The sequence below is a fragment of the Negativibacillus massiliensis genome (assembly GCF_900148495.1).
GTDB classification, from domain to species: domain Bacteria; phylum Bacillota; class Clostridia; order Oscillospirales; family Ruminococcaceae; genus Negativibacillus; species Negativibacillus massiliensis.
The window spans coordinates 216902-230586 of the sequence record NZ_FTRU01000007.1 but is presented as its reverse complement, the minus strand read 5'-3'; the positions used below and the strand labels follow the sequence as shown (position 1 = coordinate 230586).

Here is a 13685-nt window from a genome sequence, read left to right as displayed (position 1 = left end):
TGACCCGAACGATTTTTTTATTGTTTTGTTGTTTTATTGGAGCTACTCGCCTAGGGTACATTTATGTACCCTCAACCTCGCAAACTTTTGTGTACAAAAGTTTGCCAAAAAACTTTGATTTTCGCTCTAACGAAAAGATTCAGAAAAGGAGAAAGGTTATGGACGGAAAATTATTTGACTCGGAACTGAAGGTAATGGGTGTCCTCTGGAACGAAGGCGACTGTACCGCCAAACATATCTCGGATGTACTCAAAGAAGACATCGGCTGGAACATGAACACCACCTATACCCTCATCAAGCGCTGCATCAAAAAAGGCGCTATCGAACGCTCGGAACCAAATTTCATGTGCCATGCTCTGGTCAAAAAGGAAGAAATTCAGGAAGAACAGACTAACGAGCTGATCGACAAAATTTATGACGGTTCGGCGGACAAGCTGTTTGCTGCCCTGCTTGGAAGGAAAAAACTTTCCTCCGAACAGATCAAAAAACTGCGCGATATCGTGGGAGAACTCGACGACTAATTTCCCTCAAAAATTTGCTGCATAAGGAGGCGCTTGTATGAGCCTTGTCCAAATGAGCCTGTCAGCTGCGCTGATGATTGTTGCCATCATCATTCTGCGCGCTTTGACCATTGAACGATTCCCCAAAAAGACCTTTCTGGTTCTGTGGTGGATCGCTCTGCTGCGATTGTTGATCCCGTTTTCGATTCCATCTGTCATGAGCATCTACTCATGGATTAGCCCTGATGTTCCCAAGGCTGTCCACCAGGAAGTACAGGAGATAACGGAGTCTCAATCCACATCAGAACCTGTTCTGGAAATTCCATCCGAAGTCTTGCAGAATGCTTCTCCACAAGAAGATGCTGTTTCGGCTGTGCCTGAGCAAACCCGCTCGGAAGTGGTGGAAAATTTAACCCAATTTGAAATGACGCCGATTCCTGATACAGATATTGAATATGTCGAAGTAAAGCCAAGTAAATCCTTTTCCGAAAGCTTTTTCGATATGCTCCCAGTAATCTGGGGTATCGGAATTGGTGTGATCGCTGCTTTCTTCGGCATCAATTACTGGAGAGGTATTCGAGAGTTTCGGATGTCGCTGCCGGTGGAGAACGAATTTGTGGACGAATGGCTTTCTTCCCATCAACTGCGCCGGAACATCACAATCCGCCAATATGACTGTATCCATACACCATTGACCTACGGTATCTTCCGTCCGGTCATCCTGCTCCCAAAAGAAAGCTTGAAACAGTCCCCATCCACCTTAAACTTTATCCTTACCCATGAATGGGTACATATCCGCCGGTTTGACTGTGTAACCAAAATCTTGCTGACTGCAGCGCTGTGCATCCATTGGATGAACCCTCTGGTTTGGGTGATGTACCTGTTGTTTAACCGTGACATCGAACTTTCCTGTGACGAAACCGTTCTGCACCTTCTGGGACGAAACAAACGCTCAGATTATGCGCTTGCCCTCATCGATATGGAGGAGCAGAAAAGCGGCTTTGCTTCATTTGCCAGTGGTTTTGGCAGGAACGCCATTGAAGAAAGGATTCGTGCTATTATGAAGATGAAAAAAGCATCCATTATCACCATCCTTGCCGCGGTGGTCGTAGTTGTCTGTGTCAGCATCCTGTTTGCCACCTCCGCAAAAAACAACCCAACCGAATCCTCTTCTGCTTCTAAGGAATCTTCCTCAGACACCGTTGTTCAGAATATCTACGACCCAAATCTTTATAAGGACTATGAACCTTATGGTCTGAAATTCGATTTGGAAAACAGTAAACTCTATTTTGAAGGCAAACTGGTACGCTGTTTTGATGACCAGTGGAAGGGTGACAATTTAAATACCAAAGGTATCGGATACTACGAAACTCATGGTACGGTCGATATCAAAGCAGTCCGTGACAGCAATGATCAACTGACCGGACTGCAAAAAGCGACCGAAGAGGAATTTGCCGCAAGAGAAATTCCAGAACCGACTGCAGCTGAGGTTGCAACGGTCGATGATCCAAGAAAAGTGGCTTCCGATTATCCTCTGCACAGTATGATTCAGCAAAAGGATACCGATGTCTGGACTTATCTGAAAAAGCCAATCCGCACCCTGATGGACCGCGCTACCGGAATGGTTTATTTCTCCGAAAACGGGGAAGTGAATCTAAACGTTGTCCGGAACGAGTACGGCGAAGCTCAGTCACTGGAAACACTGTGTGATGAAGAAGTTAGACAGGAACTGTCCGAATATGCTCCTGAATATCTGTTTTCTGAAGACAAGCTTAAAACAAAAGAAGTCCTCAATTACGGGGAACCTGCTTCCTGGCTTCGGGAAGAGTATCTGTCAAACCGCCATCTCTCATTTGATGAAAATGGCAATTTCCTGTACGATGACCAGTTGGTCCGCTACTTTATTGACGGATCAAACAGTTATTTTTCCGATAACTTTTCTGGTGATCTTGACGAGTACCTGAAAAAAATCAGAGGCTATAGCTATGAGTACTATAATCCGAACGGTGTCATTGATATTTATTCCGTTCGAAAACAAGATACACTTCTTGATATTCAGGCATTTGAGCCAGAACAAACAGCAGGATGGGCTTTTAAAACAATCCAGAGAAAACCTCTTGCCGGCGGTTTTGGGAATGAAGAACTTCAGATAATTGCCAACGAATTTGCTCCTTACAATATCACCCTCGGTCCGGACAATCGGCTTTACTTTAACGGTGAGCTGATCCGCTGCTGGGCAGATACTGCACAAGGAGACACAACCGACGCAGAGGATATCTTCTATATCAATAACTGCGGCGTTGTCGATATCCGCACTGTCTACTCTTCCTGGGAAAGAGAAGACGGAATGGTACTTCCTATTGGAAAGTTTGACCGCATCGAACTTTTTGATGCACAAAATCTAATTGAGGAAGCTGTTGAGCTCCGAAAACTTCCTTCCCAGAGCAACTGGGCTACATCCGATATCGTAAAACAGCGTCAGCAAAAATATGCACGACTTGAACAGTTATTTGATCCGCTTGCTAGTTTTGGTGTTTCCTATAAAGCATCGGATATTATGACAGGTATCGGAAGTGTATATTATAACGGTGAGCCGGTGCAGTTTTTCATTGATCCTCGCGGCGGCACCAACTACTGCTTTGCATCCAACCTCAGCGAAGGCAAGTTCAGCCTGAAAACCACCCGTGATAAAGGTAATCATATCATTGGTGTGGAACAGATTTCCAACGAAGAAGCACAGAAACTGTTCCAGCAACAGCAAGACAGCATTCTCATTCCAAACTATCAATCCCCTGTTATCAGCTCTACCCATCAGGAAGCAGGTTACAGTGGTACGTCCCGCATCTATTACGCTTCTTCCGACTGCTCTGTCAGCGCCGTATCTGACGGTGTTGTCGTCAGTGCAGGCTGGAACACCAGCCGCGGATACAGCGTACAGATCATAGATGAAAACGATATGGTCTGGGTTTACAGCCACATGGATTCTCTGGACGTCAATGCCGGTGATGTCGTTTCTACTGGAGACAAAATTGGTGTTGTTGGATATACCGGATGGGCTGAGCAAATCCAGCTTGAACTGGAACTGTGGTACGGCGGTCAGCCGATCAACCTCAACAATTTGGTATAAAGGTTGTAAAGCCCTGCCTTTTGGAAAAAGGCAACCTTTTCCAAAGACAAACATAAAATCCGCAAATAGGAGGAAAAATATGGACGGAAAATTATTTGACTCGGAACTGAAGGTAATGGGTGTCCTCTGGAACGAAGGCGACTGTACTGCTAAACATATCTCAGATGTACTCAAAGAAGACATTGGCTGGAACATGAATACTACCTATACCCTTATAAAACGATGTATCAAAAAAGGCGCTATCGAACGCTCGGAACCAAACTTCATGTGCCACGCTCTGGTCAAAAAGGAAGAAATCCAGGAAGAACAGACTAACGAGCTGATCGACAAAATTTACGATGGTTCGGCGGACAAGCTGTTCGCTGCCCTGCTTGGAAGGAAAAAGCTTTCCTCTGAACAGATCAAAAAACTGCGCGATATCGTGGGAGAACTCGACGACTAATTTACCTCAAAAATTTGCTGCATAAGGAGGCGCTTGTATGAGCCTTGTCCAAATGAGCCTGTCAGCTGCGCTGATGATTGTCGCCATCATCATTCTGCGCGCTTTGACCATTGAACGATTCCCCAAAAAGACCTTTCTGGTGCTGTGGTGGATTGCTCTGCTGCGATTGTTGATCCCGTTTTCGATTCCATCGGTCATGAGCTTTTATTCATGGTTCGACCCCAATCTTCCGGCTGTTGTTGAACAGTCATCTGCAATGGAATCCACCTTTGAACCTGTTTTGGACGATTCATCGGAAACGATGGAAAATTCAACCCAATTTGAAATGGCGCCGATTCCTGATACAGATATTGAATATGTCGAAGTAAAGCCAAGTAAATCCTTTTCCGAAATCTTTTTTGATGCGCTCCCAGCAATCTGGGGTATCGGAATCGGTGTAATTGCTGCTTTCTTTGGCATCAATTACTGGAAGGGAATTCGGGAATTTCGGATGTCGCTGCCGGTGGAGAATGAGTTTGTAAATGAGTGGCTTTCTTCTCATCAGCTGCACCGGAATATCACAATCCGCCAATATGACTGCATCCACACACCGCTGACCTACGGTATCTTCCGTCCGGTCATCCTGCTCCCAAAAGAAAGTCTGGAGCAATCCCCATCCACCTTAAATTTCATCCTTACCCATGAGTGGGTTCATATCCGCCGGTTTGACTGTGTGACCAAAATTCTATTAACCGCAACGCTGTGCATCCATTGGATGAACCCTCTGGTTTGGGTGATGTACCTGTTGTTTAACCGTGACATCGAACTTTCCTGCGACGAAACCGTTCTGCATCTTCTGGGACGAAACAGGCGCTCAGATTATGCGCTTGCCCTCATCGACATGGAGGAGCAAAAAGGTGGCTTTGCCTCATTTGCCAGTGGTTTTGGCAGGAACGCTATTGAAGAAAGGATTCGTGCTATTATGAAGATGAAAAAAGCATCCCTCATCACTATCCTTGCAGCGGTGGTCGTAGTTGCCTGTGTCAGCATTCTGTTTGCCACCTCCGCAAAAAATAACCCCATAGACACTGAACTTCCCAGCAGTGAATCAGAAACTGTATCAGACAAAATATTGACGGACGATGACCAAATGAAACAAGAAGTTTCTGTCAAGACTTCTAAAAAGACCTTTTCACCTGCTGAACGCTTTGCCGAGTTAGAAAAATACGGTGTCATGTTTGTCCCATCCGAAACGGACTCCACCAAAGGTGACCTCTACTACAACGGAGAACTGGTCAAATACTTTGCTGACCCAAATCCAAGTGGAAACTTTACCTTTTTTTCTGAAACCGAGGGCAGTAATCTGACCTTGTATATCACCTATAACGAAGATGGTACACTAAAAAAACTTAACACAACAACCGAAGACACCCTTAACCTTTATCCATACCCAGATGGACCGCTTCGCATCAGTGAGTGTCAGGATCTGACAGAATACTTTGAGTCTTTTGGTCGACATCAACTTATCTTCCAGCCTTCCCCTGCTGACAGCAATTCAGGAAATCTTTACATGCGCGACGGGACCCTCGTTTCCACCTTCTACGATTACCGAGAGAATCCTTGCTTTGTTTTCCGTTCTCAGGACACCAGCGGTAACTGGTCTATCGCCTATGATGGAAGCGTCTTTCAGATGTCAGGCGGCGGCATCCTCCCAAACCTGTTTTCTTTCAATGATGAAGGTATCGTCTATGATGAGACAAAACAGTCCTGGACCTATCACGGCAAAACAATTCACTGGGTGATTGACGGCAATTTTGCAAAATCCATTAATCCAGAAGGTGAAACTAATATCCGCGCTACCTATCAGGATGGTCTTCTCCAACCTTTAGAAGAAATTACCATCGAAGAAGCTAAGAAGTTAGCTATGGAGCTCCTAAAACCAGATACCTTTGCTTCTCCTGTCAAGGAAACAGTAAAGATAGAAGATATCGAAGGTCGTCGTCTTTACTATGCACCGGAAGGCAGCGAAGTCACCTGCTCCATTTCAGGAACTGTCTTTTATGCCGGATGGAAGGATGGATACGGTTACTGTGTTCAGATTGCTGATCCACAGGGCATTATCTGGACCTACTCTCACCTCAAAGAAACTTCCGTTAAATATGGACAAAACGTTTCTGTAGGCGACAAGATTGGCACCGTTGGACACAGTGATTCTGCTACCGATTTTTATCTTGGTCTGGACGCTGTTTCCAATGAAGAGATGCTTGATATCTCTCAATTGCTGGCTGAGTAAACCAAAAAAAGAGAAGCGCACTCTGTTTTGGGAGTGCGCTTCTCTCTAAATAAAATATCAATCAGCTTTCGACAAACAAAATTCCCTCTTTTTCCAGCTGCTCCATCACCCGATGAAAATCATCCTCATGCTGGTACTGAATGGTGTGCAGGTGGACACCGTTGGTCAGGGCACACAGCGGCGGAGCTGAATTTTCTCCCAGTTTTTTTGCAAACTGGTCGGCATCATACCGCGAGAAAATCTGCAGCTGGCCCAGAATCTGCCCGTATACCGGATGTTCTACTGTGACATCCAACACCGCACAGCCGTTATCCACTACAATATAAAGCTCCTTGAGGAGGTTGTCGTCATTGTGGCGGCAAGCAATCGTTTTGGTGTGGCTGCTGCGTTCTTTTTGTAAAACATATCCCCGTGGAGTCGCCGCGATGTTCTCTCCTGCTGCCCGCAGAAGTGCCACATCCCCGACGATAATCTGGCGGCTGACACCAAATTCTTTTGCAATTGCGGTTGCACTCAGCGGCCGGCTTTCTTCCCACAGCATGTTGAGCAGCTTTTCCCTTCTCTGCGCTGAATTCATGCCCATTTCCCCTTTCGATTGATCTGATATTTTCTATCATAACACAACCGAACCAATTCTTCCAGAGAAGGACTTTTCGTAAATTTGTGAAAAAATTTTGAACTTTGCAATTTAAGTGTTGCTTTTTAGCCTTTTCAAGCGTTATATGTTCAGAAAGAAAAAACACATTTCTTTTGCCACTTCCCTTTTTTATAGATTCACCACGCCAAAAAAGCACAGCGCCATGCTGTGCTTTTTTGGCGTGGTAAACCCGCGGACAATTTCGCGCTTTGTACTTTCTGAGAAAGTACAAAAGCAGTCTGCCCACAGTGCAGAACAGAAGTTTTTTGTCAAACTGTTGTACACAAAAGTTTGTGGGTTTCCAAAGGGCAAAGCTCTTGGAGCACACCGCAGTGTGCGGAACCTTGTGCCAAAAAAGAAAGTCTCCTCGTCTAAACTCCCGTTATTTTGCATAGGATAGGATACCATTTTGTCGGCAGGCATCCGCTTTCCTGTCAAGATTTTCTGCAAATAAAAGTAGTTTTTTGTTTAATCTGTACAGGTATCTTTCGGAGAATTCTACACCGTCATCGTATAAAATCTACATTTTTATATTGAAAATCGGGAATGAAATTGTTATACTTGAATAGTACCCCATTGATAAATGGGACTCGTTACAAAACGAAACTCGTTGTGTAATGACTCATCCGATGACAAAGCTCTCATCTGATGAGAACCCTGCATAAGACAGGGCCCCGCCATAGGGCGGAATGCCGTAAAACGGTGAACTTGAAAGGGGCGATACTTTATGAGACAATATCTGGCAGGAAGGATTCGAAACATTGCATTGACCGGACACAGCGGTTCGGGAAAAACTTCGCTTACCGAGGCTCTGCTGTTTAAAGCAGGCGCGACTGATAGATTGGGAAAAGTAGCAGACGGAAACACAGTTAGCGACTATGATCCGGAAGAAATTAAGAGACAAGTATCTGTTTCCACTTCGATTGCTCCTTTTGCATGGGGCAGCACCAAGATCAACCTGATCGACACCCCAGGATTGTTTGACTTTGCCGGCGAAACTGTACAGGGCGTACGCGCTGCAGAAAGCCTGCTGATCTGTGTATCGGGCAAATCCGGTGTGGATGTCGGCACAGAAAAAGCGTACAAGATGGCAAAAGACGCTTCCAAAGCTACCATGTTCTTTGTCAGCAAGCTCGACGCTGACCATGCTGATTTCTATAAAGTTTTTGAAGAATTGAAAGCTACCTTCGGTCCGACAGTATGTCCGATCGTTGTTCCATATGTAGAAGACCGTGAAGTAAAATCCTACATCAACCTCATCGACATGAAAGCTTACACCTACGATGAAAAGGGTGAGCCTCATGAGGTTGAGATGCCTGACTTTGGCCATCGTCTGGACGGTCTTACCGCAGCTGTTTCTGAAGCAGTTGCTGAAACAGATGAAGCTCTGTTTGAAAAATACTTCTCCGGTGAACAGTTTACCCGTGATGAAATCATCCGCGGCGTACATACCGGTGTAACCAATGGTTCCATCTCTCCAGTTCTGTGCGGCTGCACTACAAATCTCCAGGCAATCGATATGCTGCTCGACGGCATCGTTGACCTGTTGCCATCCCCATGGGAAAAAGGCGGAGAGGTTGCTGTTGATGCTGACGGCGAACCAGTTGAAGTTGTCTGCACCGACGAAGCTCCTCTGGCAGCTTATGTATTCAAGACCATTGCTGACCCATTCATCGGCAAACTTTCCTACATCAAGGTTATCTCCGGTAAACTTTCCGCAGATATGACACCAATCAACTCCAGAACCGGTCAGCCGGAACGTCTGGGCAAGATCATCTATGTCCGCGGCAAGAAACAGGAAGACACCGCTTACATCACCGCTGGTGATATCGGCGCAGTTACCAAACTGGCTGCTACCGAAACCGGTGATGCACTGTGCGATCCAAAGAAAGTTCTGAACTTTGATCCGATCAACTTCCCGAAACCATGCCTGCAGATGGCAATTAAGACCGAAGCAAAAGGCGACGAATCCAAGATTGCTTCCGGTTTGCAGCGTCTGATGGAAGAAGACCCAACCATCGCTTATGAAAACAACGCAGAAACCCACCAGCAGCTGGTATCCGGTTTAGGTGAACAGCATCTGGATGTTCTGGTTTCCAAACTGAAAAATAAATTCGGCGTATCGGTTTCTCTGGAAGTTCCAAGAGTTGCTTACCGCGAAACCATCCGCAAGAAAGTTAAAGTACAGGGCAAACACAAGAAACAGTCCGGTGGTCATGGTCAGTTCGGTGATGTATGGATCGAATTTGAGCCAACCGTTGGCGACGGCCTTGTATTCGAAGAAAAGGTATTCGGCGGTGCTGTTCCGAAATCCTTCTTCCCAGCAGTTGAAAAAGGTCTTCAGGACTGCGTAAAACACGGTGTTCTGGCAGGATATCCAGTTGTTGGACTGAAAGCTACTCTGGTTGACGGTTCCTACCATCCGGTAGACTCCTCCGAAATGTCCTTCAAGATGGCAGCATCCATCGCATACAAGAATGGTATGCCGGAAGCTTCTCCGGTTCTGCTCGAGCCAATCGGCAACCTGAAAGTTTATGTTCCGGATTCCAACACCGGTGATATTATCGGCGACCTGAACAAACGCCGCGGCAGAGTTCTTGGTATGAACCCATCCGCAGACGGCCTGCAGGAAATCGAAGCAGACGTTCCAATGAGCGAAATGAGCGACTTTGCAACCGCAATCCGTTCGATGACTCAGGGACGCGGCTACTTCACCTTTGATTTCGCTCGCTATGAACAGCTTCCTTCCAACCTCGAAGCAAAGGTTATCGAAGAAGCAAAGAAATTTGCAAGCGAAGAGTAATTTTGACACAATCGAATCCTTCTTAAAGTTAAGGGGTTTCCGTTTCCGAAAGGGGATGGAGACCCCTTGCTGCATTGTTTGGAAAAAAACAGAAGTTTTTACTCGAGCTTTTTACAAAAAGCTCGTGGTGTCCAGAGGCAACGCCTTTGGTCGCCTTCCGCAGAAGGCGAAACTCTTTATCGTTCAGGCGCTCATTTGGAGAGCTCGAGAACCTTTTTGCAAGAGAAAAGGTTCTCGAAAACCGATTGAGGGTAGAGTGCGACCTCAAAAATTATCCGGTGGATGATTTTTGACAGCACCAGCTTGAAGCTGGATACTGTTTTTTCCCTAATTGTGTACATACCATGATAATTTCATGCCTACATTGTGTATCTTTTCTATCGCTTTATTCAGAATAAATTGCTATAATATTTTTAATACTTTAAGTATTTTTATATTGCGAAAGAAAGTGATTCATATGCTGATTTTCTTACTGTGGATTTTAATATTATGCATTATTCTACTAATAATGAAGACCAATTATTTGCCTTCATACTTTATCTTTTTATTTGCTGGGATTGGTTTTTTAGGTTCCTGCATAGAGGATATTTGGGAATGGAGAAAAAAACCTAAAATTCATCTTTCTTCCTTTGACAAGTTGATGCAAGTAGGTCATTTTATTCTCTGCCCTTTAAATTTCCTTACTTTCTTTGTCCAACATTATAAATAATGTACTTACCCCGCGCCAAAGATTGGCGCGGGGATTTTTGTTTTTGAGTGGCACAGGGGCGTTGCTCACAGCACATATTGTGCTGTTTACCCCCACCACCTTTTGGTAAAAAGAGAGCAAATTTAAAATTTGCCCCGACGAAAACTTTTGCTTTCGCTCTAACGAGCAAGTGTGCTAACACGAGCGATTGCTGTGTGCTGAAACTTCTACTTCGCACAAACCTAAGCGCGATACAGTGTCCAGCTTCAAGCTGGTGCAGGCTCAGCCTGCCGAACAACCAAAGACTTTGTCTTTGCCGCACTCCCGTGCGGCAGCGCTGGCAAGGGATTGTGCCACTGTCCATTTATTTTTTTGTTTGTTATTTGTCACAGGGGCGTTGCCCCCGTACCCCCACCACCTTTTGAAAAAGGTGGACGAAAACTTTATCATATTTTTATATCATATCACCTTCCTGATACGGCACGCACAAACCGTAATATCGTCATCATGGTTATCGTTGCGGCGCAGGCGTGCGGTCGAAGCGATATCATCGCACAGTGCCTGTAAGTTTCCATCTAGCGGGAAATGCTCCACCACCGAGCTGATCCAGTCTGTACCGCAGGCAGTTGCTCCATCCGATACCATCACAACCATATCCCCGTCACCTAACCGCACACTGCTCTTTTCAAAATCCACCGCTGTCAAAATTCCGGCAGGAAGCGAGGTCGATTCCACCAATCCGCATCGCTTTGAGCGGCGCAGGAAGGTCGGCGCTGCCCCTGCCTTATAAAACCACGCCTGACCGGTGTAGAGGTTCACCGCGGTGATGTCGATGGTGGAGAGCGATTCCTCGCCGGATTTTACCAGCAACGCAGAATTTACGATTTTAAGCGCAGCCTGATATCCCACTCCGGCATCGATCAGCTTTTGCAGCAGCGATACCGTCATGTTGGAATCCACCGCAGCAGCAGTACCGCTTCCCATTCCATCCGACAAAATGATATGCGCCACCGAGCGCCGGTCGGTAAAGCTTTGGTAAGCATCTCCACACATCCGGTATCCTTGACAGATATGCTGGCTGGCTGCAAATTCTGCCTCAAACTGTGCCTTCTCCTGAAAGCACAGACGGATCACCGTTTCTTCCTCCCCGGACTTAAGCTTTATGTTCATCTGCGTTTTCTGCGGCAGGTCAAACTCGCAGTCACACACTCTAGAAATTTCCTGTGTCATCCGCTCCAGATCCAGACGGGCAGCCCGGAACGGTTCAAAGTCCATCTGCAAAAAGATGCGGTCCTCCTCATCCCGATAGCAGTCCACCCGTTTGAAACGGTAACGGCTCTCCTCCAGATAGTCTTTTACCTGCACCACCATCTGTTCCTCATAGCTTGAGATTCCGCACAGTTCCTCGCTGAGCCCTCCCAGAAGCTGGGCAAGGCCTTCAAACTGATCGGTCACCACCGAGCGTACCCGCGCCACCTTGCGGCTCATGCCCTCTTTGGCGGTCAGCTCCTGATATCCTGCATTGATCTGTCGGCTGAGCTGTTCGCGCTTGGTGCAGCGCGCTGAAAGCGGATAGATAAAATCCTCCGCACACACGCTTCCATTCTGGCGCAGAACAGGTGTCAAATGGTTAAATACATTGACTGTATCCCCGTACTCCTGCTGCCAGCAGCGGGTCTTCAGGCCGCACTTTAAGCAGACGTTGTCCACTGCTTCGTCGTACACCTGTTCCAGACTTCCCGATCTTGCACGGTCCAGCTTCTGCGAAACTGCCTGGGTGGTTGCTGCGATCTCCCGCAAAGCCTGAGAAGCATCATCCAGACGTTCGAGCATCAGCTGACGCACCCCTCTGCCGCTGTTCTCCATTGGCTGACGAAAAACGCGGGTTTTCAGCGCGGTCATCACATTTTCCGGCAATAGCGCAACGCTCACCGCTGTGATGAACGCCTCATATAAAAGCGGCATGACTGGCGGAGATGCCGTAATAACACTGAGTGCTCCAAAGGTTACGGCGTAACCTCCTGCGCAGACCCATCTCCCCAGTCCGGAAAATACTCCTGCTGCAAGTCCTGCCAGCGCATAAATCCCCAGCAGCTGCATTTTGGGGAACAGTGCAACGCTCACCGCCGTTCCGTATACGATGCCCGCTACCGCTCCCCAGCGCTCCCCGCCGACCAGCGCACACAACAGCACCGCTATCGACGCGAGCAATCTTCCAAATGAGATTCCCCCAAAGGTAATGTTGCTCAACGAAACAATCAGCATGGAACTGGTCAGCACCACGCTGATAAAATCTGCGCGCTTTAAGGTAAACATCCCCTGTCCCAACGAGAAAGCGTGCAGACTTCTGGTCAAAAAGTATGCACAAGCTCCGGCAAGAATCGCCTCAGAGAAGGACATCACCACGCTGTACAGATCAAACGGAGATGCCAGCAGCACCGCAAGTGACGGAAGAAGCATTCCGGCAAAAGCCAGAAGGGGCGCTGCAGCTGGCTTATAAGGCATCAGCAGAGACAGCCTTCCTCCTTCTTCCTTCGACGGCTGAAATACCCGGCGCACTGCCGTAATAATCACCACCGCTGCAGCATATTTTATGGTAAAGGTGTGGGTTCCACCAAGCTGGGAAAGATTGGAGAGCAGAAGGCTGCCCGCTGCTGCACCAAATGCAGTCGGAAGCAGGTGGCTTTGCGGAACTGCCGCGCACAAAGCAGCACCAAAAGGCGAGATCTCCATCATCATGTTGCCCAGTCCCACCACAAATCCGAACAGCACCCACAAAACAGCCTTTGCTGCTTCCATCTGATTGCACACAGCCTGCCAAAGCTGTTCTTTCCATCCCACTCTTACAAAGTCTGTTCTGTTTTTCATGATGACATCCTCCTTAATTGCTTTTTATTGCCGTTTTGGCAGATAAATACGACTGACAGATTCCTTTTGGGAAATTTTCCCTTACGATGAATAAAAGGATATCACAGCGCATAGGAATAGATTGTCGTTTGTACTGGCGTAATCCAATCGAATCATGCCTGTTTGTGGATTCTTCGGACAAGCTTTTCCTCTTGGCTACAGTGTTTTGGAAAAGCCTGCAATCCTTTGTTTTTTCCCTGATTGTTTGCGATTTCCCAGTCATTTCTGCCCTCAATTTTCAGCAGTCGATCGGCTGCGGGAAGTATTGACAATTTATCCGGCATGGAGTATCATAAAGACAATTTCATA

7 protein-coding genes are annotated in these 13685 nt (G+C 46.8%); 5 read left to right on the top strand and 2 right to left on the bottom strand.

Annotation, left to right across the window (positions count from 1 at the left end):
- The first annotated feature begins 158 nt into the window (after positions 1-158).
- The 4 genes from BQ5375_RS03745 to BQ5375_RS03730 all read left to right on the top strand — a co-directional run bounded on the left by BQ5375_RS03745 (position 159) and on the right by BQ5375_RS03730 (position 6341).
- The gene (locus BQ5375_RS03745; protein ID WP_076917421.1) at positions 159-521 is read left to right on the top strand and encodes a BlaI/MecI/CopY family transcriptional regulator; all 363 of its coding nucleotides are present in this window, start codon (positions 159-161) and stop codon (positions 519-521) included.
- A 37-nt stretch (positions 522-558) separates the two neighbouring features.
- Positions 559-3627 (top strand): M23/M56 family metallopeptidase, encoded by a 3069-nt coding sequence (locus tag BQ5375_RS03740; protein ID WP_076917422.1) that lies wholly within the window; start codon positions 559-561, stop codon positions 3625-3627.
- Between the two features lie 79 nt (positions 3628-3706).
- Positions 3707-4069, top strand: a complete 363-nt coding sequence (locus BQ5375_RS03735) for a BlaI/MecI/CopY family transcriptional regulator (RefSeq protein ID WP_076917421.1) — start codon at positions 3707-3709, stop codon at positions 4067-4069.
- Positions 4070-4106: 37 nt separating this feature from the next.
- Positions 4107-6341 (top strand): M56 family metallopeptidase, encoded by a 2235-nt coding sequence (locus BQ5375_RS03730; protein ID WP_076917420.1) that lies wholly within the window; start codon positions 4107-4109, stop codon positions 6339-6341.
- Between the two features lie 61 nt (positions 6342-6402).
- Here the strand turns inward: BQ5375_RS03730 and BQ5375_RS03725 are convergent, their stop codons facing one another.
- Entirely contained in the window at positions 6403-6918 is a 516-nt protein-coding gene (locus tag BQ5375_RS03725) for a transcription repressor NadR (protein WP_022132469.1), read from the bottom strand.
- A 787-nt stretch (positions 6919-7705) separates the two neighbouring features.
- On the opposite strand from BQ5375_RS03725, the gene fusA reads away from it, so the two are divergent.
- Entirely contained in the window at positions 7706-9781 is a 2076-nt protein-coding gene (fusA, locus tag BQ5375_RS03715; protein ID WP_022131687.1) for an elongation factor G, read from the top strand.
- A 1147-nt stretch (positions 9782-10928) separates the two neighbouring features.
- Here fusA and BQ5375_RS03700 read toward each other — a convergent pair.
- On the bottom strand, positions 10929-13337 hold the full coding sequence (locus BQ5375_RS03700) for a SpoIIE family protein phosphatase (protein ID WP_022133094.1): 2409 nt from the start codon (positions 13335-13337) through the stop codon (positions 10929-10931).
- Between the last annotated feature and the right edge of the window lie 348 nt (positions 13338-13685).